We start from the raw sequence: 23,624 nt of genomic DNA, 5'->3' as shown, positions 1-23,624 counted from the left end.
GGTCTTTCGACCACCGCCCGGTATGGACAAATCACTCGAACTCAGAGTGTCCGGGTCACCATCTCCACGCGGAAGCACTCGATGACGTCGCCGACGCGCATGTCCTCGTAGTTCTGGAAGGCCATGCCGCATTCCTGGCCGCCGGGGACTTCCGAAACTTCGTCCTTGAAGCGCTTCAGCGTCTTCAGCGTGCCCTCGTGGATGACGACGTTGTCGCGGATCAGGCGCACGCCCGCACCGCGCTCGACCTTGCCTTCGGTGACACGGCAGCCGGCGATCTTGCCGACCTTGGTGATGTCGAAGATCTCGAGGATCTGCGCATTGCCGATGAAGGTCTCGCGACGCTCCGGCGACAGAAGGCCCGACAGAGCCGCCTTCACGTCATCCACAAGGTTGTAGATGATCGAGTAGTAGCGGATCTCGATGCCCGCTGCCGCTGCAGCGGCACGCGCCTGAACGTTGGCGCGGACGTTGAAGCCGATGATCGCCGCACCCGAGGTCTCCGCCAGCGACACGTCGCTTTCGGTGATGGCGCCGGCGCCAGCATGGACGATGCGCGCACGCACTTCGTCGGTGCCGAGCTTGTCCAACGCAGCGTTGATCGCCTCGATCGAGCCCTGCACGTCGCCCTTAATGACCAGCGGGAATTCCTTCAGCCCGCTCGTCTGCAACTGCGACATCATCTGCTCGAGTGAACCGCGCTGGCCGGCATGCTTGGCAACCGCCTTCTCACGCGCCAGACGCTGGCGATATTCGGTGATCTCGCGGGCACGGGCCTCGTTGTTGACCACTGCGAAGCGGTCGCCGGCCTGCGGCGTGCCCTGCAAGCCAAGTACTTCGACCGGCATCGCCGGCGGCGCTTCCTTGATCTGCGTGCCACGATCGTTGACCAGCGCGCGCACCCGGCCCCATTCGTTGCCGGCAACAAGGATGTCGCCCGGCATCAGCGTGCCAGTCTGCACCAGCACGGTGGCAACGGGACCACGGCCCTTGTCGAGCTGCGCTTCGATGACGACACCCTCGGCAGTACGATCCGGATTGGCCTTCAGGTCGAGAATTTCGGCCTGCAGCAGGATCGCCTCGAGCAGCTTGTCGAGATTGGTGCCCTTGGTCGCCGACACTTCGACGTCCAGAACTTCACCGCCCATGGATTCGACGAAGACCTCGTGGCGCAGCAGCTCGGAGCGCACCTTCTGCGGATCGGCATCGTGCTTGTCGATCTTGTTGATCGCCACGATGATCGGAACGCCGGCCGCCTTGGCATGGCTGATCGATTCGATCGTCTGCGGCATGACGCTGTCGTCGGCCGCCACCACCAGGATGGCAATGTCGGTCGCCTGGGCGCCACGAGCACGCATCGCCGTGAAGGCGGCGTGGCCGGGCGTGTCGATGAAGGTGATCTTGTGACCATTCTTCTCGACCTGGTAGGCGCCGATATGCTGGGTGATGCCGCCGGCTTCGCCGGAGACGACATTGGCGTTGCGGATGGCGTCGAGCAGCGAGGTCTTGCCGTGATCGACGTGGCCCATGATCGTCACGACAGGCGGACGCGCCACCAGGTCCTCGGCATTGTCGGCGATGTTGAACAGGCCTTCCTCGATGTCGGACTCGGCGACGCGGCGGACCGTGTGGCCGAATTCGGTGGCGACCAGCTCTGCCGTATCGGCGTCGATGACGTCGCCCGGCTTCAGGATCTGGCCCTGCTTCATGAAGAACTTGACCAGGTCGACCGCGCGCTCGGACATGCGTTGCGCCAGTTCCTGGATGGTGATGGTCTCGGGCAGGATCACTTCGCGCATGACTTTCTCGCGCGGCTCATTATGCATCGCGCGCTTGAATTTTTCCTGGCGGCGACGCATCGACGATAGCGAACGGGCCCGCGCGTCTTCGTCGGACAATGCCGAATTCAGCGTCAGCTTGCCACGGCGGCGGTCTTCCTCGCTCTTGGTCGGCTTGGCCGGACGCGCCACTTCGGGCGTGACCGGACGGCGCACCGGTGCACCGGCACCAACCCGCTTCGGCTTGACCTCTTCCTCATCGTCGACTGTTGCCAGTTCGGCGGTCAGCGGCGCGCGGCGGCGTGCCTCTTCCTCGGCCCGACGGCGAGACTCGGCCTCGGTCTGCAACCGCGCCTCTTCCTCGGCCTGGCGGCGTGCGGATTCATCGCGTTCGCGCTTGCGGCGCTCTTCGTCCTCGGCACGGCGCTTGGCGTCCTCGGCGGCGCGCTGACGGTCCTCGACCTCGCGCACCTTGGAGCCTTCAAGCGCCCTGCGGCGCGCTTCCATTTCACTGCGCGACAGTTCGTTCAGCACCATGCCGCTGCGCTCGACCGGGGCCGGCGGGGGCGGAGGTGGCGGCGCCTTCGGTGCTTCCTGCACGACGGGCGCGGCCACAACCGGCGGCTTCGGTGTGAAGACGGGGGCGGCAACCGGCTCCGGCTTATCGCCGGGCATCGAGAACTTGCGCTTCTTGGTTTCGACGACGACCTGCTTGGTGCGGCCGTGCGAGAAGTTCTGGCGCACAGTGCCCTGTTCCATACCGGGGCGCTTCAGCGTCAAGGTCTTCTTCGGCGTCACACTCAGCGTATTGTCGTCACCCGATTTCGTATCGCTCATTCCATATCCTCTGCGGCATCATCTTCGTCAGCAACAGCCGCAAGCATTGCCAGATCGTCCGGGGAACCGCCCCGATACCGGTCGAGCGCAACCATGCGCTTCTGGACCGCCCTGCCCGCGTCTCCCGCGAGAACGGCAGCATGTATCACATTTGTACCCCCCAATGCCAAGCTCAACTCGGCCTCGGAGAAAAGTTTGTAGGCAAGGATAGCGGGCCCGCCGAGATGGACTGTCGCCCGTCGCGCCTGGCTGATCTTGCGCACGCCGTCGTCGGACGCCTCGGTCGCGTGAAGCACGAAAAGCGCCAATCCGCCGCGCACCGCGCTCTCGACCTTGGTAGCACCAAGCGAAATTGCGCCTGCCTTGCGGGCCAGACCAAGCATGCCCAGAGCGTGTCTGGAAAGCAGCCCGTCGACCATGCCGCCAAGATCGGGCGGCACGACCACCTGTGCCTTGAAGGCGCGGGCAAAGAGGTTCTTCGCCGCAGCCTTGTCAATATGTAGGCGGTCGGCGCTCACCCAGCAACCGCGGCCGGGCAGATTTCTCTTGATGTCGGGAACGACGGCCGAATCCGGGCCGACGACGAAACGGATCAGTTCATCCGGTTCGGCTTGTTTGCGCGTAACGATGCAGGTGCGATCGTTCATCTCGTCCAGGGGCGGGTTCGGTGCGATGCGGTTTCACCTCACGCACCAACGGCTTCGTCAGCCGAGACTTCTTCGGCCGCAAGCTCGTCTTCGGTGATCCAGCCGGCCTTGAGGCGGGCAGCCAGAACCATCTGCTCGGCATCGGCACGCGCGACGCCGTGATTGGCCAGCACGCCGGGGAATACCTTGGTTTCGCCGTCTTTGCGTTCCTTCCAGCCGGTGAGGTCATCGGCGGCATAGCCGGCGAAGTCCTCGATCGTCTTCACGCCGTCTTCGCCGAGCGTCACCATCATGGCGGTGGTGACGCCGGGGATTTCGCGCAATTCGTCCGAGACGCCGAGCGCCTTGCGCTTGTCGTCGTGCTCGGCCTCGATCTTCTCCAGATATTCCCGGGCGCGGGTCTGGATTTCCGAAGCGGTGTCTTCATCGAAACCGTCGATGGAGGCGATCTCGCCGGAATCGACATAAGCGACTTCCTCGACGCTGGTGAAGCCTTCGGAGGCAAGCACCTGGCCGACCATCTCGTCGACGTCGAGGGCTTCCATGAACAGCGACGAACGCTCGACGAATTCCTTCTGGCGACGCTCGGATTCTTCGGCTTCGGTCAGGATGTCGATATCCCAGCCGGTCAGCTGCGAAGCGAGCCGCACGTTCTGGCCGCGGCGGCCGATGGCCAGCGACAGCTGGTCGTCAGGAACCACGACTTCGATGCGTTCGGCATCCTCGTCGAGCACGACCTTGGCGACTTCCGCCGGCTGCAGCGCATTGACGATGAAGGATGCGGCCGAAGGCGACCACGGAATGATGTCGATCTTCTCGCCCTGCAATTCGCCGACGACGGCCTGGACGCGGCTGCCGCGCATACCAACGCAGGCGCCGACAGGATCGATCGAGCTATCGCGCGAGATGACGGCGATCTTGGCGCGCGAACCCGGGTCGCGGGCGACCGCCTTGATCTCGATGATGCCGTCATAGATTTCCGGCACTTCCATGGTGAACAGTTTGGCCATGAACTGCGGATGGGTTCGCGACAGGAAGATCTGCGGGCCGCGCTGCTCACGGCGCACGTCGTAGACGTAGGCGCGGACGCGGTCGCCATATTTGTAGTTTTCGCGCGGGATCAGTTCGTCGCGACGGATGATCGCTTCGCCACGACCAAGGTCGACGATGACGTTGCCGTATTCGACGCGCTTGACGGTGCCGTTGACGATTTCGCCGATGCGATCCTTGTATTCGTCATACTGACGGTCGCGTTCGGCCTCGCGCACCTTCTGCACGATGACCTGCTTGGCCGACTGGGCGGCGATGCGGCCGAAATCCATCGGCGGCAGCTGTTCGGCGATGAAATCGCCGAGCTGGGCGTCGGGATTGCGCTCGCGGGCGGAGGAAATGGCGATCTGCGTGGCGTAGTCATCGACCTTCTCGACCACTTCCATCAGCCGCTGCAGCTTCATCTCGCCGGTGTTCGGGTTGATGTCGGCGCGGATGTTGGTTTCCTGGCCATAACGCGAGCGCGCCGCCTTCTGGATCGCATCGGCCATGGCGGCGATGACGATCGACTTGTCGATCGACTTTTCACGCGCAACCGCGTCGGCGATCTGCAGCAGTTCAAGTCTGTTGGCGCTTACTACCATCGTTTTTCTCCCGAGCCTGTTTGCCGGACCTTTGCGCCCGGCAGCTCAATCATAGTTCCTGTTCGTCTTCTTCCGTGGCGTCCGCTTCCGCACCCTCGGGCACGTCATCGTCCGGTTCACCGCGGTTTCTTTTGGCTTCCTTGCGCGCCCGGTTGTCCTTCGACAGGGCGTCGCGGATGAGATCGTCGGTCAGGATCAGCCGCGTTTCGGAAATTGCGTCATAGGGGACCCGCACCGTCGGCTCCTCGCCATAGGCGGCCTTTTCGCGCTCGATCAGCACATCGTCTTCGCCGGCCTCGACGATCTTGCCCTTGAACCGCTTGCGGTCGGCAACGACGATAGATGTTTCCATCTTGACCAGATGACCGGTCCAGGTCGTGAAATCCGATTTGCGGACCAGCGGCCGGTCGATGCCGGGCGACGAGACTTCGAGGTGATAGGCCTTTTCGATCGGATCATCGACGTCGAGCGCCGGCGACACCGCGCGGCTGACCTCTTCGCAATCCTCGACGGTCATGGTGCCGTCCTCGCGCTCGGCCATGATCTGCAGCGTCAGCCCGTTCTGGCCCGACAGATGCACCCGCACGAGGCGGAAGCCGATGCCACGCAGAACCGGCTGGACGATCAGCGCGATGCGCGCATCGATGCCGCTTTCGCGGATGATGCGATCGTCGCCCTCGCTTGCCGTTGCAGTCATTGAAACCCTGTCGTTCTACCCGAAGTTATCGGCAGGTAATAAAAAAGAGCGGGACCGGGTGGACCCACTCTTCGTCATACCGACCAAGAATTTGAGGCTGATATAAACGATCATGGCCGGTGTTTCAAGCCCGCCGTGCAGTCCGAACAAAAGCCGTGCGGCGCCAGTGTTGCGCCAGACGCATGGCCTCCATGCGGCGAAACCCCTGTGAGCTTTGCCGTTGCGTCCCCATTTGTGGTGCATCGCACAAAGATGATTGCACGACACGGCACCGAAAGGGCATGACCATGACCAATCGCAAGATCTTAACCGCCATAGGCGAACTTTTCACGACATTTGGCAGCGCGGTCGCTGCCTCGCGTGCCGTGGAAGCGGGCCGCAAGCCGCGCGCCGACGACTTGCGCAAGCTTGGAATGGATCCGGCTGTCTTCAACAGGATCGGCCGTTTCTGAACCTGGCGAGTGGATGACACCCGCCTTTGCAAAGCTGGTGCGCCGTGGGCGGGCCTATGCTCTGACAAAAGTGAGATAGGCTGGCCGCCGACCCTCACGAATGGCCTTCACCTCGTAACGCGTCCCCGGCCAGCCATCATAGGGCCGGTGCCAGTCCGCCGCCTCCGAAGCCTGCCACGCGAACGCGCCATGCGCACGGCAATGCAGCAGGGTCCAGTTGACATAGGTGTCGATGTCGGACGCAAAGCGGAATTTTGAACCAGGCTTCAGCACGCGCGCGAACCGCTCGAGATTGACCGGGCTGACGAAGCGCCGTTTCCAGTGTTTCTTCTTCGGCCAGGGATCGGGATAGAGCAGATCGATGCCGTCGAGCGAGGCTTGCGGCAGCCAATCCAGCAGCCGTGTGGCGTCGTCGTCATAAACCCGCAGATTGGCGAGCGGCTTCTCGCGCACCGCCATCATCATCTTGGCCATGCCGTTGACGAACGGTTCGACGCCGATAAAGCCGATCGCTGGCGCCTCGGTCGCGCGATGCAGCAAATGTTCGCCGCCGCCGAAGCCTATCTCGAGGTGAACTGCGCAAACCTCGGCTTCAAACAGAGTGTGCAGATCGGCCGGCGGTTCGGCCGTCAGATCGAGCCGATACGTCCCAAAACCGCTTTCCAGCGCGGCCGCCTGCTGCGGACGCATGGTCTTGCCGCGCCGGCGACCGAAGAAGGCTTCGGTCGCGCGGCTTGGTCTGTCCTTCGGGTCCATGGCGGGACTCTGCGGCGCCGCTGTCAGGCGGCGACCGCATCCTTGAGCGCCTTGGCGAGATCGGTCTTTTCCCAGGAAAAAGACCCGTCGCGGCCGGCCTTGCGGCCGAAATGGCCGTAGGACGACGTCTTGGCATAGATTGGCTTGTTGAGATCGAGATGGCGGCGGATGCCGGACGGCGACAGATCCATCACGGTGCGCAGCGCCTCCTCGAGCTTTGCCTCGTCGACCTTGCCGGTGCCGTGCAGGTCGACATAGACCGACAGCGGCTGGGCAACGCCGATGGCGTAGGAAAGCTGGATGGTGCAGCGGTCGGCGAGTTTCGCCGCCACGACGTTCTTGGCCAGATAGCGTGCCGCATAGGCCGCCGAACGATCGACCTTGGTGGTGTCCTTGCCGGAGAAGGCGCCGCCGCCATGCGGTGCGGCACCACCATAGGTGTCGACGATGATCTTGCGGCCGGTCAGGCCGGCATCACCGTCCGGCCCGCCAATGACGAACTTGCCGGTCGGGTTGATGTACCACATGCAGTTGTCGGCGATCTTGAGGTCGCCCAGCGCCTCGCGGATATAGGGTTCGACGACCTTGCGGACCTTCTTCGAATCCCAGCTCGCATCGAGATGCTGTGTGGACAGCACGATCTGCGTCGCCTCGGCGGCCTTGCCGTCGACATAGCGAACGGTGACCTGGCTCTTGGCGTCCGGCCCTAGCTTGCCGGCTTCACCGCTGCCCTCGTGACGGGCGGCAGCCAGCAGTTCGAGAATCTTGTGGCTGTAGTAGATCGGCGCCGGCATCAGATCCGGCGTCTCGCGGCAGGCATAACCGAACATGATGCCCTGGTCGCCGGCACCCTCTTCGCCCTGACGGTCGGAGGCATTGTCGACGCCCTGGCCGATATCCGGCGACTGGCCGTGCAGCAGGACCTCGATCTTCGCCGTTTTCCAGTGGAAGCCGGCCTGCTCATAGCCGATTTCGCGGATCGCCTTGCGGGCGACCGACTTGAACTTGGCCGGATTGACGACCGAATGCCCGGCGGCATCCTTGAGAATATTGCCGGCCTTGTCCTTCTTGAGCAGCGTGTCGGGAACACGCACTTCGCCGGCGATGACGACTCGGTTGGTGGTGGCCAGCGTCTCGCAGGCGACACGGACTTTCCACGGGTCCATGCCGGTCTTCTTGGCTTCGCGATAGACCAGATCGACGATCTCGTCGGAAATCCGGTCACAGACTTTGTCGGGATGGCCCTCGGCAACGGATTCCGAGGTAAAGAAGTAGTTCTGCCGCGTCACGGGTGTCCCCTCTTGAAAAACGATCGGCAGGCTGCCGATTTTGGCGCGCCACGTGTTAGCGGGGCGAAGCGCCGCTCGTCAAGCGGTGCTTCGGCTCTGGCATGAATGTCGATGCAGTTATCTTGTGCCACCAGCGGCAACACGCCGCCGGTTCTGGCGTGATTGCGGATCAGTCGGGATCGTCCGTGGAGAGGGACTTGACCAGGTCTATGATCCTGCGGCGCACCTTGGCGTCGGCGATCTTGACAAAGGCCCGGTTGAGCTGGAGTCCTTCCGGACTGCCGCAGAATTCAACGGCGAAAGCCATCGACGCATCCTCGGCAAATCCACGGCCCGCCACGGGCTCCTGGCCGGGCGCATCCTCGAAAAAGAAGGCGACAGGCACGCCGAGTATGGACGCGATCGCCTGCAGACGGCTGGCGCCGACGCGGTTGGTGCCCTTTTCATATTTCTGAATCTGTTGAAATGTGATGCCGAGGTTTTCTCCCAGCTTTTCCTGGCTCATTCCCAGCATGTTGCGGCGAAGCCGGATGCGACTGCCGACATGGATATCAATCGGATTCGGTTTCTTCTTGTTGTCTTCTGTCATTTTTTCCTCGCCGAATTTTTTCGGCTTTCTCTATTTTTTTCCTGCCCAAACGAAGCCGGAGGCAACTGCCCCAACAGAATGATCAACCGGCTTCGAGAAATTTCAGGCGCTTACAGTATGAGTTTCTAATGTGTAGGCTGTCAATTCACCCGTAGCCTTTGCCTTACGTTCAACAATGTGGCGGCGATGGCAAACAGCAACATGATCAGCATTCCGTTAATGCGTCGTTGGCCGGGAGATATGACCGCCTGTTCGGAAATCGGGACATGGGCATCGATGGCGCCGCGGGCGTCGATCGCCAGCGCATCAACGATGCGGCCGCGCGGATCAACGACGGCCGAGATGCCGTTGTTGGCAGCACGCAGCAATGGCAATCCATTCTCCACCGCACGGATCTGGGCCTGCCTGAAATGCTGATACGGACCCGGCGTGTCGCCGAACCACGCATCATTGGTGACGTTCACAATAAGCTGTGCTGACGTTGCGTCAACTGCCACCAGATCGGGAAAGATCACCTCATAACAGATAAATGGCAGTGCGCTGATGCCGTCAGGCAGGGTGATGGCATGCCGCTCATTGCCGGCCGCGAACGTCATCGGCCCGGCAACCAGCTGCTCGATGCCGAAACGCTCGAGCAGGTCGGAGAAAGGCAGGTATTCGCCGAACGGCACCAGATGAACCTTGTCGACAGCGTCAGTGATTTCACCCTTGTCGTCGATCGCCACCACGGAGTTGTAATAGCGGCTGTCGGCATTCGCGGCCGAGCCGCCTTCCTCGCGGACGACGCCGGCGATCAGCATCTGGCCAGGTCCGAGCATGTCGCCCAGTGCCGTCAATGCGTCCGGGCGCTCGGTGAAGAGGAACGGCACCGAGGTTTCGGGCCACAGGATCAGTTGCGGCTTGTCATGGCCGGGGTCCGGCGCCTTGGCCGACAGCCCCATCAAGGTGGCGAAGATACGGTCGCGCACCGATGCGTCCCACTTTTCCGACAGGTCCACGGCCGGCTGGACGATGCGGACGTCCAGGCTGCGCGGGGCTGGCGGTTCGGGAGCGGCCAGCCTGACATAGCCGAAGCCGACATGGGCGGCGGCGAGGACGACAAACAGCGCCGCGCCGAGGCGAAGATGCCGGCGCGCGGCCAGCAGCGCCGGCAGCGCGAAAACGAACACCGCGAGCGCGTTCATGCCGATCATGCCGGTCACCGAGACGCTCTGCATCAGCAAGGGCACGGGCATGGCCGCGTAGCCGATGGCATTCCAGGGAAAACCGGTGAACAAGAAGCCGCGCAGCCACTCCGTCAGCCCGAAGCCGAAGGCAAGGGCGGCGATGCGGCCGATGTCGTTGCTCCACATTAGCCGGGCGACCATGGCCGCAAAACCGTAGAAAAAGGCGAGTGCGAAGGGAATGCCGACCACCGCGAAGGGAAGCGCCCAGGCAAAGCTGTCGGCCTCGACCAGCAGCGCCGAGCCGATCCACCAGAGGCCAGCAAGGAAATAGCCGAAGCCGAACCACCAGCCGACGGCGAAGGCCGGCCGCAGGCGCCGAAACAAGCTGGCCGAAGCTTCACCGGTGGCGCCGTCGATCAGCCAGACCAGCAGCGGAAACGAGATGAAACAGGCGGCGAAGAAATCGTAAGGCGCCTGCCCAAGCACGGCCAGGGCGCCTGCGAGAAACGCCACGAGCGCGCGCCGCCAACCCCAAAGCAGAATTATCCGGCCGGTCAGGCGCTCCATGCATACTTCCGAGTCGCGCGAATCAGGACGCAAGATTTAACAGGCCGCGGTCCGTGCTCCAAACGCCGGATGGCAGGCCGTGGCGCAAGCTCCCGCCACCGCCCTACCGGTGCCAGCCGTCGATTTGAACACCGCCCAGCCGCTCGGCCTCCTCGCGCGGAACCGAACGGAGGGTCAGGGTGAAGGTCCAGACATGGCCCTCGGGATCGCGCGCCCGATACTGGCGCTCGCCGTAGAACTGATCTGTCGGCTCCTGGATTATATCAGCACCGGCCGCCCGAGCCTGCTCGCAATGTGCGTCGATGCTATCCTTCAGTCTGACATAGACTGATTGCGTGTTCTTGCCCGAGACCGAAGCCGGGCTGGCTACGTAATCGGCCCATTTCGGAATCGACGATGATGTAGCTGTCGCCGAACCGCATCTCGGCGTGAACAAGTCTGCCCTCGGCATCGCTGACCACCATGCTGCGCGCGAAGCCGAAGGCTGCTTCAAGCCAGTCCAGCGCGGCACGAGGGTCCTTATAGAAAACACCGGAGCCCAGACTGGGATGCTTGAACGGGTCATCGACAGTCATCGGGCGAGCGTAACGCTCATGCCTGCTCGGTGCGTGCGGCGCGCCGGCGGCGCTCGCCCTTCTGGCTCTGCACGATGCGCACGCGCTTGACGCGGCGCGGATCGGCGTCGAGCACGTGGAACTCGAAGCCGGGTATGGCCTGCACCACCTCGCCGCGGGCCGGAACGCGGCCAAGCGTGTTGAAGATCATGCCGCCGATGGTGTCGACATATTCGCCATGTTCGCCGGCGGCGAAATCCTCGCCGATCATCTTGGCGACGTCGTCGATCTCGGCCTTGCCGTCGACGATGAACACGCCGTCACCGCTCTGGGTGATCATCGGCTCGTCTTCGTCATGCTCGTCCTCGATGTCGCCGACCACCATCTCGACGATGTCCTCCAGCGAGGCGAGGCCGTCGGTGCCGCCATATTCATCGATGACCAGCGCCATCTGCGTGCGCGTCGTCTGCATGCGGCCCATCAGGTCGGAGGCAAGCATGGACGGCGGCACGAACAGCACCGGGCGGATCAGATTGAGGTCGCCAATGGTGCGTGCGAGGTCGACCTGGGCGAGGTCGAGAACCGTGGCGGCGGGGGTTTTCCTGGTCGTGCGGCCCTTCTTGACCCGCGCGATCTTGGTGATGTGGGCCAGCACGTCACGGATATGGACCATGCCGCGCGGATCATCGAGCGTCTCGGAATAGACCGGCATGCGCGAATGGCCGGATTGTTCGAAAGTGCCCAGGAGGTCGCCGAGCGTCGTCGTGATCTCGACCCCCTGGATGTCGGCGCGCGGCACCATGACGTCCTCGACGCGCACCTCGCGCAGCCGCAGGATGTTGTTGAGCATGGCGCGTTCGCCGGGCGAGAAGGATTCGGCATCGCTCGTCGTTTCGGCAAGCGCGCCGGCGATTTCCTCGCGCAGGCTGGTTCCGTTGCGCTGCCTGAACAGGCCTAGAACGCGGTCGAACAGGGAGGGACCGGCTGGCGAAGTTTCGCTGGCAGCGCTGCCGATGCTGGCAGCACCAGGGGTAACGGTACTCGGACTTGATCCCTCTTCCGACGTATCGGAAGCCTTGGTCGCACTGCCGGCGTCGGGGCGGGCGGCAGTCTCTGGTTTGTCGTTCATCGTCGTCCGGTCAATTGGTCAGAAGTAGTTACGCGTAGGGATCGGGAATGGCAAGCCTTGCGAGCGCTGCGCGTTCGATGGCCTCCATCGCCTCGGCCTCGGTGTCGGTCTCGTGATCGTAGCCCAGCAAGTGCAGCAGGCCGTGGATGACGAGATGGGTGATATGGTTCTCGACAGGCTTGTCTTCCAGTGCCGCTTCATGCGCGACTGTCTCGGCGGCCAGCACGATGTCGCCGAGCATCGGCGGCAGCTGGCCGCCCTGCGCAAACGGAAAAGCCGGGAAAGACAAGACGTTGGTCGGTTTGTCCTTGCCGCGCCAGCCGGCGTTGAGCTTCTGAATATGGCTATCGTTTGAAAAAACAACGCTGAGTTCGGAACGGCCCGCCACACCGGTCTCGGCAAAAGCAGCCGCGACAGCGCGAGCGACCAGCCGCGTCAGGCTTGCCTCATCGGGCCAAGCGCCCGCTTCAATCGATATGTCGATGTCGACGGGAAGTGCCCCGTCGCCGGATATTATGTCCTCAGGCATGAAGCCGCATCGTCAAAATCAATTCTCGGCGCCGAGGCCGCGCGCCAGCTTGGCGTCCCGGTCGTATGCCCTGACGATTTCCGCCACTAGCGGATGGCGGACCACGTCGCCGTCGTTGAAGCGCACGGTGACCGCGCCTGCCACCCCGTCCAGCACCCGCAAGGCTTCGACCAGGCCCGATTTGGTGTTCGAAGGAAGGTCGATCTGGGTTGGATCGCCGGTGACGATCATGCGCGAGTTCTCGCCGAGACGGGTCAGGAACATCTTCATCTGCATCGGCGTGGTGTTCTGCGCCTCGTCGAGGATGACGGCGGCATGCGCCAGCGTGCGGCCGCGCATGAAGGCGAGCGGCGCGATCTCGATCACTTCGGCGGCAATGGCGCGCTCGACCTTGTCGGCCGGCATCATGTCGTAAAGCGCATCGTAGAGCGGCCGCAGATAGGGATCGACCTTCTCCTTCATGTCGCCCGGCAGGAAGCCCAACCGCTCGCCGGCCTCGACCGCCGGCCGCGAGAGAATGATGCGCTCGACCATGCCGCGCTCGAGCAGCATCGCCGCATGCGCCACCGCCAGATAGGTCTTGCCGGTGCCGGCCGGGCCGATGCCGAACACCAGTTCCGACCGTTCCAGCGCCCGCATATAAGCGTCCTGGTTGAGCGAGCGGGCATAGATCGTCTTCTTGCGGGTGGCGATCTGGGCGGCGGAGACCTTGCCCTTGCGCTCCAGCGTCGGCAGCGTCAGCTGATCGTCGGCGGCGATCGCCATGCGCACGGCGCCGTCGACGTCGGACTGGCCGATATCGACGCCCTTCTGGAGAATGCCATAGAGATTGTCCAGGGCGCGGCGCGCCTGCTCGGCCGCCGACGCCGAGCCCTTGATGGTAAGCTGGTTGCCGCGCGAGCGGATGTCGACGCCGAGCTTCTGCTCAAGCCGGGCGAGGTTTTCGTCGAACTGACCGTAAAGGGCGCTGGCAAGCTTGTTGTTGTCGAAAGTCAGAACGATGTGCGCCATGTCAGAAGCCCCAGATGCCGGTACCGGGGGCAGGTTCTTCAGCTCTGCTGCGCTCAACCGTCTCTCCTCATCTGCCGAGACCCCTCAGGCCAATTCGGCGAACAGGCTATTGTAACCTGTCTTCGTGATTCGCACCTGGATAATGTCACCGATTTCGCCGGCCTTTTCATCAACAATAACCGGCTGCAGCCAGGGCGAGCGGCCGACCTTCTGGCCAGCCTGACGGCCGGGCTTCTCGATCAGCGTGTCGATGGTGCTGCCGACGAGGCTCAAGCCGAAATCCTGCTGCTGTTTCACAAGCAGAGCCTGCAGCCGCTGCAGGCGCTCATCCTTGACTGTTTCCGGCACATGATCGGGCATTTCGGCGCCCGGCGTGCCGGGACGAGGCGAATATTTGAACGAGAAGGCCGAGGCGTAGTTCACCTGGCGCACCAGTTCCATGGTCGCCTCGAAATCCGCTTCTGTCTCACCGGGGAAGCCAACGATGAAGTCGCCGGAAAGTGCGATGTCCGGCCGGGCAGTGCGGATGCGATCGAGCAGCGCCAGATAATCCTTCGCCGTGTGCCGGCGATTCATTGCCTTGAGGATGCGGTTGGAGCCTGATTGTACCGGCAGATGCAGGTAAGGCATCAACGCCGGCAGATCGCGGTGTGCGGCGATGAGTTCGTCGTCCATGTCGCGCGGATGGCTGGTGGTGTAGCGCAGCCGCGCCAGGCCGGGAATTTCGGCGAGCCTGAATAACAGGCGGCCAAGGCCCCACTCCTCGGTCTTACCCTCTTTGGTCTCGCCCCGGCCATGCCAGGCATTGACGTTCTGGCCAAGCAGCGTCACTTCGCGCACGCCGGCTTCCGCCAGGCGCTCAGCCTCCGCGACAATCTGCGCCACCGGCCGCGAGACCTCGGAGCCCCTGGTGTAAGGCACGACGCAGAAGGTGCAGAACTTGTCGCAACCTTCCTGCACGGTGAGGAAGGCGGTGACGCCACGCTTGATGACCTCGGCGCGCTTCGGCTGCGGCAGATGCTCGAACTTGTCCTCGATGGCGTAGTCGGTCTCGACGATCTTCTCGCCGCCGCGCACCCGCGCCAGCACGTCGGGGAGCCGGTGATAGGTCTGCGGGCCGATGACCAGGTCGACGGCCGGAGAACGGCGGATGATCTCGGCGCCTTCGGCCTGCGCCACGCAGCCGGCGACGCCGACCAGCATCTCACGGCCGGCCAAGGCACGTTCGGCTTTCATATCGCGAATACGGCCAAGCTCGGAATAGACCTTTTCGGCCGCCTTCTCCCTGATGTGGCAGGTGTTGAGCAGCACCAGGTCGGCCTCGCCAATGGCATCGGTCGCGGTGTAGCCGTCGGCGGCCAGCGCATCGGTCATACGCTGTGAATCATAGACGTTCATCTGGCAGCCATAGGTCTTGATGAAGACCTTCCTGGTCGCTGCAGCCGGCGCGGCGGCCATCCCTTCGGCCACGGCGTCGATGTCGTCACGCTCTATCGTGTTCAAGTCCATCCGGCGGCTTCTAACGCCTTTCGATGACAAAAAACAGACGATTTTCAGCATGCGCCTGCAGGCACATGCCGGGGCTAGCGGCTCGGGCGCGGATCGGCAAGCGCTGCCTGCATCATCCCGCGCACCTGACTTTCCATCAGTTTCGACGTTTCCTTGCGGTTCGAGCCCTTGGAAAAGGCGATCGGTTCGCCGAAATGCACCTCGACGTCGAGGGCGCCCTCCGCCAGCAGCACCCTGAGATGCGGCATCAAATCCTCATCGCCGATCCAGGCGGCAAGCGGGCGGTGCCGGCGGCCGAGCGGCACGCCGTGCAGGCGCGTGTAGGCAATCGCCACCGGTTGGATGAAGACCTGCTCGGCCGCGCCTTCCGAAATCGCCATCGAGGCAGCGCCAAACAGCGTGCTCTTGAACGGCAGGATCATGTTGCCGTCGCCGGTCGAGCCCTCGGCAAACAGCACCATGGCATCGCCCTTGGCCATGCGGCTGGCTATCTCGCTTGCCTGGTCGCCCGAGGAACGCTTGCGTTCGCGCTCGATGAACACGGTGCGCTGCAGCTTCGACAGCATCCCGATCAGCGGCCAGCCTTCCATATCGGCTCGAGCGATGAATTTCACGTCGGCAAAAGAGCCGAGCACCATGATGTCGGTCCAGGAGATATGATTGGACGCCACCAGCAAAGGACGCTTGGCCGATAGCGCTCCCTTGACATGGATGCGCATGCCGAGCGCCCGGATGATGAGCCTGTGCCAGATCTTGAGGATGATCGTTTCCGGCCACCAGCCGGTCTTCATCGACAGTATCTGCAATGGCACGAGGACCAATGAGCCGACGACAACGAGGCCCAGCGCCAGGAAAATCCTGATTTTCTTGATCATCGCCCTACCCCGGCCGTCTCGCTAGCGAAGATCGCGGCGCATGACAAGCGCGCCGGTCGGCCCGTGCTCCGCCGACCTGTAGTAATTCGGACGCTTGCCGACCTCGCGGAAGCCCAGCCGACGGTAAAGCGCAATCGCGGCGACATTGGTCTCGTCGACTTCGAGGAACAGCGCTTCGGCGCGCTGCGCGTGCAGTTCGCGCAGCACCGCGTCCATCAATTGCCAGCCCAATCCCTGGCGGCGATGCGATCGCGCCACCGCCACGGTCAGGATCTCGCCTTCGCCGGCCGCGAGCCTCGCCAGCACGAAGCCGACGGGCGGCTTGGCGCCCTGTCCGGTTTCGCGTGCGGCGTAGCCGAACACGGTGTCCTGTTCGAGCAAGGCGGCGAATTCTCCATCGGTCCAGGGGCGGACAAAGTCCTCGCGATGCAGCAGCGAGACCGCGCGGCTGTCGGCGATCTTCAACGGCTCGAGCGCATAGTCCCGGCGGCGTGGTTGGAGAAAAGGTATGCGCATTTATCTTTCTTGCCTTGATAGAATGAACCCTGCCTGCGGCTTGGCGTCCGCGCCGCGCAGATAAAGGGGTTTCGGCCTTTCGCTCTCGCCCTTGGCGGCCGCCAGACGGGCGTAGGTGACAATGTCGGCAGTTGCCGTCTGAGGCCCGATATCGAAGGGGCGCCCGGCCGATGCGGTAATTAGCGCTGCTGCGGTACCGGCAAGCACCGAAGAACCCTCCGTCGCCATCGCCACGGCTTCTGCCAGCGTGGCCACCGCCGGACCGTAAGTCAAAGCTAACATTTCATCGTAAAGGGCGGCATGGACTTCCTCCCTCCCGGCATCGAGTGCTGCCAGAACGGCGCGACCGGGGAATGCCGCTGCTGCTTCAGCGGCCAGCGCCTCGAGCGTCGTCACTCCGATCGCCGGAACCTTCAGCGCCAGCGCCAGGCCACGCGCGGTCGAGACGCCGACGCGCAGACCGGTAAAAGAACCGGGGCCGACAGAGACAGCAATCGCGCCAAGCCCCGCATAGTCGGTTGCACTTGCCTTCAGCGCTTCGGCGATGACCGTCATCAGCTGCTCGGCATGGCCCTTGCCGAGATCGAGCACCGAACGGCCAAGCTCCTGCTTCGCCTTCGCGTCATAGACGCAAGCGGCGCAGAGATTGGCGGCACAGTCGATGGCAAGCAATTTCATGAAGCGACCAGTTCGAGAAGCAATCCCCTGTGCCCGCCACGGCCCGCCACCGCAAGGGGATAGTGCATAATTTGTTAAGCGGCTTCGCTTCGGCTGGCGAGCTATCAGACCTGCTCGATGCGCAGCATGTGGTTGTCCCAGACATAGTCCGGTTCGGAGCGTGTCGTGCCGCTGCCCTCGATGATCTCGCCAGCGCCGGTGGTGGCCATGAAGCCGGTTCCGTCGGGCGCCACGCCGCAGACCTCGACCAGCGCGCTGTTCGAAACGATCCGGCCGCTGGCCGCATCGATCACGACAAGCGAATTGCCTTCCGGCGAGGAGACGGCGACGGTGCCGGCAGCCGGATTGGCGGCGACTGAGCCTATATAGTTGCGGAAGCCGGACAAAACGTCCTGCGGCATGTCGAGCAGTTGCAGTTCCTTGCCGCGCGCCGCGCGGCCGACCAGCAACGGACGATCGGTGCGCGGCCCCCTGTACTGGCAGCCGAACCAGACCGTGCCGGACGGATCGGTGTCCATGTGGCGGATCGAAAGCTGATGCAGCACGGCCGGCAATTCGTGTTTCTCGACGAGACTGCCGGTGATGCGGTCGATCAGCACGTAGGACGGTTTCATGGTGGCGATGTTGAGCTCGGCGCGGCCGTAATCCGGATGGGTCTCGATGCCGCCATTGGCAACGGCGATCGTCCTGCCGTCGCCCAGCAGCAGAAGCTCGTGCGGACCCATGCCATAGGTCGGGAACTCGCCGACACGGCTGAATTTCGCCCGCGCATCGTAGACACCGACGACGCCCGCCGCATTGTCGAAGTCGTTTTCGGTGGCATAGAGCAGCGCACCATCGACTGAGAACACGCCATGGCCGAAGAAATGCCGGCCGGCGATGCTGGCGATGGTCTGCGGCGCGTCACGACCCGAGTGGTCGAAAACCACGGCGAAGGTGCCGGGCTGGCGGGCGAACACCACCGAGCGTTTCGACACCGGATCGAAGGTGACGTCGTGGCCGCGATCGGGCAGGTCGATCGTATGCAGGACCTTGCCAACCTCGGACAGGACGGCGGCGCCAAAGCTGCCGTCGCGCTTGACGAAGGCGGTGGCGAAGACGGCGTCGGCCGCAAGCGTCGTTGCCCAGGCCGAGGGGGCCATCGCGGCCATGAAGCCAACGCCAGCAGCTCTCAGGAAATCGCGACGATCTATCAGAGGGGTTTTCAATTCAGTCCCCATCCAGCGAGGAGAAGCCGGCGGTCAGGCCGAATTCGGCGGTCAACCTGGTGCCGATCAGGGTCGACAGGCTGGAGGTGATCAGCGCGAAATGGTCGAGTTTGTCACGCAGTGCCGGATCGCCAAGTGCCTTGTCGATTGGACCGCTGACGGCCTTGGCGGTGGCGACGCCGTTGATCAGCTGGATGTGGGTCGATTCGGCCATCCAGCGTTCATCGGCCGGCAGGGCGTCGCCAAGCTTCGAGGCCTGGAACAGCGTATCGATGCCGGAGAGATTTCCAGCCAGTGACGCAGTGGTGTTTTGCGAGCGCCAGTAAATTGCCTGTTTCGGCTTGTCCGCGTCCGGCTTGCCGCCGAAAAACCCTTTCAGGCGCACGTCGCGGACCATTTCCAGCTCATTGATGAAGACGCCGACCAGTTCCGTCACCGCTTCGTTGCCGTCGCGGTAAAGCGGATTCTGCGCGCCTGGATTGGCCCAAAGTTCTGCAAAGCCGTCCGGCTTGTTCCAGGCGGAGCTGACCTCACCGGCCATGGTTTCGATGTTGCCGGCAACCGCGGCGCCATACGCGCAGCGATAGGGATCATCCTTGCCGGCAAGTGCATCGGCGCCGTCGCCGTAAAGCACGAACTCAAGCGCGCCCAGCCCCTGCATGGCTACACTCTTGCCGGCCAGCTGTGCCGGATCGGTCGCGGTCGGATCCTTGGCCGACAGCGCCGCCTGCACCTGCTTCAGGCCGATGCTCTTGCGATCCGGCCAAAACAGCATGCGTTCCAGCCGGTTGTTCTCCTTGATCGGCCCGAAGCCGATGATTTCGGCTGACGACCAGGCATAGACGGTGGCGGAGAATTCGGCGCGTGCGGCATCGAGTTCCCCTTGCGAGGGCGTGACGCACAGCTTGCGCATGGATCCGGTCAAGGTTTCAGCATGCTCGTGCAGGCTGGCATAGGCCGGGCGGACAAAGCCATCGATCGCCCGCTGGATGATGTCGGAGGCTTTGACCGCCGCCGACGCCGGGACACCGCCCAGCAAAGCCAGCGGAACAACGAGAAACAATGCAGAGCGCTTGAACATCACAGTGACTCCAGGAATTTGAGCAGCGCATAACGGTCGGCCGCGCTGGCCACGGCAAAGCGGTCGCGCGCTTTCTGCGCTTCGCCGCCATGCCACAGGATGGCCTCGGTCAGGCTGCGCGCGCGCCCGTCATGCAGGAAGAAAGAATTGCCGTTGACCGTCTCGGTCAGGCCGATGCCCCACAGCGGTGGCGTGCGCCATTCATTGCCCGTCGCATCGCCCACCGCCTGGCCATCAGCCAGATCAGGCCCCATGTCGTGCAGCAGGAAATCGGAATAGGGCCAGATCAACTGGAAGGCCTGCGCCTTGTTGAGCGTGCCGCGACGGGTGACGAATTTCGGTGTGTGGCAGGCAATGCAGCCGATCTCATAGAAGACCTTCTTGCCCGTGAGCACCTGCGGCGCGTCGAGATCGCGGCGCGCCGGCACGGCCAGGTTCTGCGAATAGAAGGTGACGAGATCCATCACCGGCGGCGGCGCCTCGACCGGGCCGAGACGCAGCTGCACGCCGTTCGGCATGGCGAGGCATTTTGCTTGCGCCGCGGTGCAGTCGCCCCAGTGTTTCGGCTCTTCCGGCGTCGAGATGCCGATGTCGCCGGCAAAGGCGTCCGCCGCCTGCTGGCGGATCGACGCGGTTTGCGCCTTCCAGCCGAAACGGCCAAGCGTCAGTTCGCCGCTTGGGCCGTCGCGCACGATGTTCGGCCTGCCGGAAATGCCGTCACTGTTGCGGTCGTCCGGGTCGGCGCGAGCAAGAATGTCCGCTGGTGCGATCTGTTCGATCAGGCCAAGGCCGATCATCGGCGGCGTCAGGCGCGGCGACAGCGTGGTGCGCGGATCGAGCGGTCCATAGGCAGGATCGACAACCGAATAGCTTGGTTTGCGCAAGGAAATAGCGGTGCCGTCCGCCAGCGTCACCTGCCGTTCCTGATAGTCGACATGCATCCGGCCTTCGCCGCGCAGGCCGGGGACGGCCAGTTCCTGCAACTGCGTGCCGTAGACCGGGTCGGGGAAATTGAGCACCTTGTGGTCGGCAAGCTCGGCTTTCTCCTCCTCGCTGCTCGCCTCGCGGGCCAGCCGCAGGAACATCGACGTCGTGCCGGTGTCGCCTTGCGGCGGACGGCCGCGGCCATCCTTCAGATGACAGTTCTGGCAGGCGCGTTCGTTGAACAGCGGGCCGAGCCCATCCGAAGCCTGCGTCGAGGATGGCGACGACACCCAGTTCTTGCGGAAGAGGGCATTGCCGAGCTTGAAGTCGCCCTCTTCCTCGAAGGTGATGTTGGCCGAGGCTTGCGAGAAGGAATCGCGGTTGACGTCTTTTCTGGACGTGCCGGCGCCACCTTGCATCAGTTCGAATTGCTCGGGTTTGGAAAAATCCGTCGTCGGCCTGGTGATGGCGGTGACGCGCGCCTGATCCTTTGGATTGAGGTCGGTGCGTGTGGTGGCGAGGCCGGCAGGTTGAAGATCACCGGCCATTGCGGAAGAGGTGAGCGCCACCACGAGGAAGACGCAGCGCCGACGCGCCAGTCTGGCCGGCGTCTTCTCGAGGTGCGGCGAGCCATCGGCCCGCCGCGAGCGGCGCACGAACTCTAGCAGGCGCCGCATTCCCGCATGCCCTTTACTCCGCCTCGTCCGCCGATGTGGCGTTGAGCTGGCCGTATTTTTCCTCGCCGATCGAGGCGAGCAGGTCGAGCTGCGTCTCGAGGAAATCGATGTGACCCTCCTCGTCAGCCAGCAATTCCTCGAACAATTTCATGGTCACGTAGTCACCCGCTTCCTCGCAGATCTCGCGCGAACGCTTGTATGCTGTACGCGCGTCATATTCGCCGGCAAGATCGGATTCGAGCACTTCCTTGACGTTCTGCCCGATGCGCAGCGGCGCCACGGACTGCAGGTTCGGATGGCCTTCAAGGAAGATGATGCGGGCCACGAGCTTGTCGGCATGGTGCATCTCCTCGATCGATTCCGCGCGCTCCTTCTTGGCCAGCTTAGCGTATCCCCAGTCCTCCAGCAGACGGAAATGCACCCAATACTGGTTGACGGCGCCGAGCTCCAGAAAAAGAGCCTCGTTAAGCCGCTCGATGACCTGCTTTTCGCCTTTCATGGGTTCTGCTCCCGTATTGGACGCGCAGGCCTCTGACGCGATCCAGATGTGAAACGATATCCACGTCGCTCGCCTCCGAGCGGGCGTGGTAATTTTCGGTCACCCGAATGATCGTTTCGACCACATTTGGGAAGCAGCCGCAACAGCGGCCGCGCTTTTGCATGGCATGATAGACCTTTGCCGGCACGATCAGCTGCCAGGGATCCTGGTCCAGCAGCCCGATGATCGTCTGCTCGATCTCCTTCTCCGTGATAATATTGCAATGGCAGATCAGCATCAATTTGCTCGGATGGCTGACGGCGCCTCCCGCGCCGTGTGGTTTGATTTCTTAACCGGAGCCCAATCCGATGCCGATTGTCCAGCTTCGGATCACGCTCCAGCCTTCGACGGCTACTTGAAAACCTTGTCGGGTGCGTCGAGACTGTCGGACCCTTCGAAGGCGATGGCGTTAAGCTTGAGAGTGCCAACGGCGCGTTCGATCGACTTGGTCTGGTCGATCAGTGCGTCGATCGCTGCCTGTACGGTGGCATTGCCTTGCGTGTTCCCCTCGGCGATCTGCTGGTCATAAGCCTCGCCCGCCAGTGCCCGCGCCTTGATCGCCTCCATCTTGGCGACGGTGACATCGAGCTTATCCGACAGCTCCTTGTTGATCGCCGGATCGGCCGCCTTCACCATATCGGCCACCGAGGGCCCCGATACAACAGTGCCGTCGAGCCTGGTATAGCTGGCATGGTAGGCAGCGCGAATGCCGATGGCGTCGTAGAGATGCGAGTTGTAGGTGTTGTCGGAAAAGCAGTCATGCTCTTCTTCCGGATCGTGCAACAGCAGGCCGAGTTTCATGCGTTCGCCGGCCAGTTCGCCGTAGGACAACGAGCCCATGCCGGTGAAGATGGTCGAGATGGCGGTGTTCGGCTCGCCGTCGACGAGGCTCTGGCGTGCGGCGCCGTCCTCCTTCCAGTCGTTGACCATCTTCTGCAAGTCGGAGACCAGAAGGTCCGTCGCCGATTTCAGATACTGGGCGCGGCGGTCGCAATTGCCGCCGGTGCAGCTCTTGAGATCATAGTCCGTGTAGGGCCTCTCGCCGGCGCCCGGGCCGGTGCCATGCAGGTCCTGGCCCCAGAGCAGGAATTCGATGGCGTGATAGCCGGTGGCAACGTTGGCTTCGATGCCGCCGGCCTGCTGCAGCGTGCCGGACAGGAATTCCGGCGAAAGCTTCGAGGCATCGACCTTCTTGCCGTTGATCTCGATCTCCTTGTTGGCGATCACATTGGCTGTATAGAGCGAATTCGCGTCCGATTCAGTGCCGTAGCTCTTGGCGACGTAGTCGATCAGGCCTTCGTCCAGCGGCCAGGAATTCACCTCGCCTTCCCAGTCATCGACGATCTTGTTGCCGAAACGATAGACCTCGGTCTGCTGGTAAGGCACACGCGATGCCTTCCATGCCTCTCGGGCAGCGTTGAGGGTTTCCACCGATGGCGTGGCGAGCAATGCGTCGACCGCCTTGTCGAGTGCCTGCGCGGTGGTCAGCGAATCCTCGTACTTGGCCAGCGCGATGTCGGAATAGGTCTTGATGACCGCCTTCACGTCGGCTTCCGCCTTTGCCGGCAACACGAAAACCGCCGCCGTCAGCAGGGCCGTGGCGCCGATCGCGGCAAGCCTGCCGCCATATCGTGCTGTCATAATCGCTCTCCAGTTTCTCGGAATTTCTGTAAACGGCGCGCGCGGCAACGGGCGCCACGCCATAGGCATGCCATTGGGCGCAAGAGATGCCACGCCATCGCGCGGTTCGCGGAAGAAAGACACCAAAATGCCTCCAATCGAAAGGGTTCAAGGCCCAGACATTAAAGGGATGCGCTGACGCGCGAGCTTCCATAAAGCTGCGACATCGTCGGATGTCAATGACAATCCGCAAGAAAAGTCAATTGAAACAACAGTTTAGAATTATTCTAAACTACGACTGTCAACTTTACGCATCTTCCTGCACCGGTCTTGCAGCTGAACTGTGCGATTGACAGCCGCCAT

General features: G+C 63.1%; 24 protein-coding genes. 1 reads left to right on the top strand and 23 read right to left on the bottom strand.

The annotated features are described in order from the left end of the window. Window positions 1–41 precede the first annotated feature (41 nt). From infB to rimP, 4 genes are read right to left on the bottom strand one after another with little or no spacing between them, the layout of a single operon-like run. Window positions 42–2,615: a translation initiation factor IF-2 gene (gene infB / locus EJ076_RS08495; RefSeq protein WP_126067594.1), complete on the bottom strand. Its 2,574-nt coding sequence runs from the start codon at window positions 2,613–2,615 to the stop codon at window positions 42–44. Next, complete coding sequence (locus EJ076_RS08490) at window positions 2,612–3,262, bottom strand: RNA-binding protein (protein ID WP_126067593.1); 651 nt, start codon at window positions 3,260–3,262, stop codon at window positions 2,612–2,614. Before EJ076_RS08490 ends, infB begins: the two co-directional genes overlap by 4 nt. 38 nt (window positions 3,263–3,300) lie before the next feature. Further along, complete coding sequence (gene nusA, locus EJ076_RS08485) at window positions 3,301–4,896, bottom strand: transcription termination factor NusA (RefSeq protein ID WP_109666377.1); 1,596 nt, start codon at window positions 4,894–4,896, stop codon at window positions 3,301–3,303. A gap of 49 nt (window positions 4,897–4,945) precedes the next feature. Further along, entirely contained in the window at window positions 4,946–5,593 is a 648-nt protein-coding gene (rimP, locus tag EJ076_RS08480) for a ribosome maturation factor RimP (RefSeq protein WP_126067592.1), read from the bottom strand. A 287-nt stretch (window positions 5,594–5,880) separates the two neighbouring features. Here rimP and EJ076_RS08475 point away from each other — a divergent pair, with 287 nt between their 5' ends. Continuing rightward, window positions 5,881–6,045: a hypothetical protein gene (locus EJ076_RS08475; protein WP_126067591.1), complete on the top strand. Its 165-nt coding sequence runs from the start codon at window positions 5,881–5,883 to the stop codon at window positions 6,043–6,045. Window positions 6,046–6,099: 54 nt separating this feature from the next. On the opposite strand, the gene EJ076_RS08470 is transcribed toward EJ076_RS08475, so the two are convergent. The 19 genes from EJ076_RS08470 to EJ076_RS08385 all read right to left on the bottom strand — a co-directional run bounded on the left by EJ076_RS08470 (window position 6,100) and on the right by EJ076_RS08385 (window position 23,282). Next, window positions 6,100–6,801: a tRNA (guanosine(46)-N(7))-methyltransferase TrmB gene (locus EJ076_RS08470; protein ID WP_126067590.1), complete on the bottom strand. Its 702-nt coding sequence runs from the start codon at window positions 6,799–6,801 to the stop codon at window positions 6,100–6,102. A 23-nt stretch (window positions 6,802–6,824) separates the two neighbouring features. Further along, on the bottom strand, window positions 6,825–8,090 hold the full coding sequence (metK, locus tag EJ076_RS08465; RefSeq protein ID WP_109666370.1) for a methionine adenosyltransferase: 1,266 nt from the start codon (window positions 8,088–8,090) through the stop codon (window positions 6,825–6,827). A gap of 169 nt (window positions 8,091–8,259) precedes the next feature. Then, complete coding sequence (locus tag EJ076_RS08460; RefSeq protein ID WP_023811410.1) at window positions 8,260–8,679, bottom strand: helix-turn-helix domain-containing protein; 420 nt, start codon at window positions 8,677–8,679, stop codon at window positions 8,260–8,262. Between the two features lie 140 nt (window positions 8,680–8,819). After that, window positions 8,820–10,412, bottom strand: coding sequence for an apolipoprotein N-acyltransferase (lnt, locus tag EJ076_RS08455; protein ID WP_126067589.1), 1,593 nt, complete (start codon window positions 10,410–10,412; stop codon window positions 8,820–8,822). A gap of 103 nt (window positions 10,413–10,515) precedes the next feature. After that, window positions 10,516–10,716 carry a VOC family protein gene (locus EJ076_RS36115; protein ID WP_348639824.1) on the bottom strand — a complete coding sequence of 67 codons (201 nt, stop codon included), beginning with the start codon at window positions 10,714–10,716 and terminating at the stop codon, window positions 10,516–10,518. A gap of 1 nt (window position 10,717) precedes the next feature. Then, complete coding sequence (locus EJ076_RS35685) at window positions 10,718–10,987, bottom strand: hypothetical protein (RefSeq protein WP_245462975.1); 270 nt, start codon at window positions 10,985–10,987, stop codon at window positions 10,718–10,720. 16 nt (window positions 10,988–11,003) lie between these two features. Beyond that, the gene (locus EJ076_RS08445; protein WP_126067587.1) at window positions 11,004–12,095 is read right to left on the bottom strand and encodes a hemolysin family protein; all 1,092 of its coding nucleotides are present in this window, start codon (window positions 12,093–12,095) and stop codon (window positions 11,004–11,006) included. A 28-nt stretch (window positions 12,096–12,123) separates the two neighbouring features. After that, window positions 12,124–12,624 (bottom strand): rRNA maturation RNase YbeY, encoded by a 501-nt coding sequence (gene ybeY / locus EJ076_RS08440; RefSeq protein WP_126067586.1) that lies wholly within the window; start codon window positions 12,622–12,624, stop codon window positions 12,124–12,126. Window positions 12,625–12,642: 18 nt separating this feature from the next. Next, window positions 12,643–13,635 carry a PhoH family protein gene (locus tag EJ076_RS08435; RefSeq protein WP_023758127.1) on the bottom strand — a complete coding sequence of 331 codons (993 nt, stop codon included), beginning with the start codon at window positions 13,633–13,635 and terminating at the stop codon, window positions 12,643–12,645. Between the two features lie 84 nt (window positions 13,636–13,719). Next, window positions 13,720–15,144, bottom strand: a complete 1,425-nt coding sequence (miaB, locus tag EJ076_RS08430) for a tRNA (N6-isopentenyl adenosine(37)-C2)-methylthiotransferase MiaB (protein WP_126067585.1) — start codon at window positions 15,142–15,144, stop codon at window positions 13,720–13,722. Window positions 15,145–15,218: 74 nt separating this feature from the next. Beyond that, window positions 15,219–16,019, bottom strand: a complete 801-nt coding sequence (locus tag EJ076_RS08425) for a lysophospholipid acyltransferase family protein (RefSeq protein WP_126067584.1) — start codon at window positions 16,017–16,019, stop codon at window positions 15,219–15,221. A 21-nt stretch (window positions 16,020–16,040) separates the two neighbouring features. Continuing rightward, window positions 16,041–16,535, bottom strand: coding sequence for a ribosomal protein S18-alanine N-acetyltransferase (gene rimI, locus EJ076_RS08420; protein WP_126067583.1), 495 nt, complete (start codon window positions 16,533–16,535; stop codon window positions 16,041–16,043). Next, window positions 16,536–17,213, bottom strand: a complete 678-nt coding sequence (gene tsaB / locus EJ076_RS08415; protein WP_126067582.1) for a tRNA (adenosine(37)-N6)-threonylcarbamoyltransferase complex dimerization subunit type 1 TsaB — start codon at window positions 17,211–17,213, stop codon at window positions 16,536–16,538. Between the two features lie 104 nt (window positions 17,214–17,317). Continuing rightward, window positions 17,318–18,421 carry a DUF1513 domain-containing protein gene (locus EJ076_RS08410; protein WP_126067581.1) on the bottom strand — a complete coding sequence of 368 codons (1,104 nt, stop codon included), beginning with the start codon at window positions 18,419–18,421 and terminating at the stop codon, window positions 17,318–17,320. Window position 18,422: 1 nt separating this feature from the next. After that, window positions 18,423–19,502 carry an imelysin family protein gene (locus EJ076_RS08405; protein ID WP_126067580.1) on the bottom strand — a complete coding sequence of 360 codons (1,080 nt, stop codon included), beginning with the start codon at window positions 19,500–19,502 and terminating at the stop codon, window positions 18,423–18,425. Beyond that, window positions 19,502–21,103: a di-heme oxidoredictase family protein gene (locus tag EJ076_RS08400; protein ID WP_126067579.1), complete on the bottom strand. Its 1,602-nt coding sequence runs from the start codon at window positions 21,101–21,103 to the stop codon at window positions 19,502–19,504. The genes EJ076_RS08405 and EJ076_RS08400 overlap by 1 nt, the downstream gene beginning before the upstream one ends. A 13-nt stretch (window positions 21,104–21,116) precedes the next feature. Beyond that, window positions 21,117–21,602: a bacterioferritin gene (gene bfr / locus EJ076_RS08395; protein ID WP_126067578.1), complete on the bottom strand. Its 486-nt coding sequence runs from the start codon at window positions 21,600–21,602 to the stop codon at window positions 21,117–21,119. Next, entirely contained in the window at window positions 21,568–21,879 is a 312-nt protein-coding gene (locus tag EJ076_RS08390) for a (2Fe-2S)-binding protein (RefSeq protein WP_126067577.1), read from the bottom strand. The genes bfr and EJ076_RS08390 overlap by 35 nt, the downstream gene beginning before the upstream one ends. A 113-nt stretch (window positions 21,880–21,992) precedes the next feature. Then, a complete protein-coding gene (locus EJ076_RS08385; RefSeq protein ID WP_126067576.1) occupies window positions 21,993–23,282 on the bottom strand; it encodes an imelysin family protein in 1,290 nt (429 codons plus the stop codon). Between the last annotated feature and the right edge of the window lie 342 nt (window positions 23,283–23,624).

The organism is Mesorhizobium sp. M7D.F.Ca.US.005.01.1.1, assembly GCF_003952545.1.
GTDB classification, from domain to species: Bacteria; Pseudomonadota; Alphaproteobacteria; order Rhizobiales; family Rhizobiaceae; genus Mesorhizobium; species Mesorhizobium loti.
The sequence above is the reverse complement of the archived record's forward strand: the minus strand, read 5'-3'. Positions and strand labels throughout refer to the sequence as shown.

Coding starts and splice junctions, on each gene's coding strand:
- infB (WP_126067594.1), bottom strand. CDS start 2,615: ATGAGCGATACGAAATCGGGTGACGACAATACGCTGAGTGTGACGCCG.
- EJ076_RS08490 (WP_126067593.1), bottom strand. CDS start 3,262: ATGAACGATCGCACCTGCATCGTTACGCGCAAACAAGCCGAACCGGAT.
- nusA (WP_109666377.1), bottom strand. CDS start 4,896: ATGGTAGTAAGCGCCAACAGACTTGAACTGCTGCAGATCGCCGACGCG.
- rimP (WP_126067592.1), bottom strand. CDS start 5,593: ATGACTGCAACGGCAAGCGAGGGCGACGATCGCATCATCCGCGAAAGC.
- EJ076_RS08475 (WP_126067591.1), top strand. CDS start 5,881: ATGACCAATCGCAAGATCTTAACCGCCATAGGCGAACTTTTCACGACA.
- EJ076_RS08470 (WP_126067590.1), bottom strand. CDS start 6,801: ATGGACCCGAAGGACAGACCAAGCCGCGCGACCGAAGCCTTCTTCGGT.
- EJ076_RS08460 (WP_023811410.1), bottom strand. CDS start 8,679: ATGACAGAAGACAACAAGAAGAAACCGAATCCGATTGATATCCATGTC.
- lnt (WP_126067589.1), bottom strand. CDS start 10,412: ATGGAGCGCCTGACCGGCCGGATAATTCTGCTTTGGGGTTGGCGGCGC.
- EJ076_RS35685 (WP_245462975.1), bottom strand. CDS start 10,987: ATGACTGTCGATGACCCGTTCAAGCATCCCAGTCTGGGCTCCGGTGTT.
- EJ076_RS08445 (WP_126067587.1), bottom strand. CDS start 12,095: ATGAACGACAAACCAGAGACTGCCGCCCGCCCCGACGCCGGCAGTGCG.
- ybeY (WP_126067586.1), bottom strand. CDS start 12,624: ATGCCTGAGGACATAATATCCGGCGACGGGGCACTTCCCGTCGACATC.
- EJ076_RS08435 (WP_023758127.1), bottom strand. CDS start 13,635: ATGGCGCACATCGTTCTGACTTTCGACAACAACAAGCTTGCCAGCGCC.
- miaB (WP_126067585.1), bottom strand. CDS start 15,144: ATGGACTTGAACACGATAGAGCGTGACGACATCGACGCCGTGGCCGAA.
- EJ076_RS08425 (WP_126067584.1), bottom strand. CDS start 16,019: ATGATCAAGAAAATCAGGATTTTCCTGGCGCTGGGCCTCGTTGTCGTC.
- rimI (WP_126067583.1), bottom strand. CDS start 16,535: ATGCGCATACCTTTTCTCCAACCACGCCGCCGGGACTATGCGCTCGAG.
- tsaB (WP_126067582.1), bottom strand. CDS start 17,213: ATGAAATTGCTTGCCATCGACTGTGCCGCCAATCTCTGCGCCGCTTGC.
- EJ076_RS08405 (WP_126067580.1), bottom strand. CDS start 19,502: ATGTTCAAGCGCTCTGCATTGTTTCTCGTTGTTCCGCTGGCTTTGCTG.
- EJ076_RS08400 (WP_126067579.1), bottom strand. CDS start 21,103: ATGCGGCGCCTGCTAGAGTTCGTGCGCCGCTCGCGGCGGGCCGATGGC.
- bfr (WP_126067578.1), bottom strand. CDS start 21,602: ATGAAAGGCGAAAAGCAGGTCATCGAGCGGCTTAACGAGGCTCTTTTT.
- EJ076_RS08390 (WP_126067577.1), bottom strand. CDS start 21,879: ATGCTGATCTGCCATTGCAATATTATCACGGAGAAGGAGATCGAGCAG.
- EJ076_RS08385 (WP_126067576.1), bottom strand. CDS start 23,282: ATGACAGCACGATATGGCGGCAGGCTTGCCGCGATCGGCGCCACGGCC.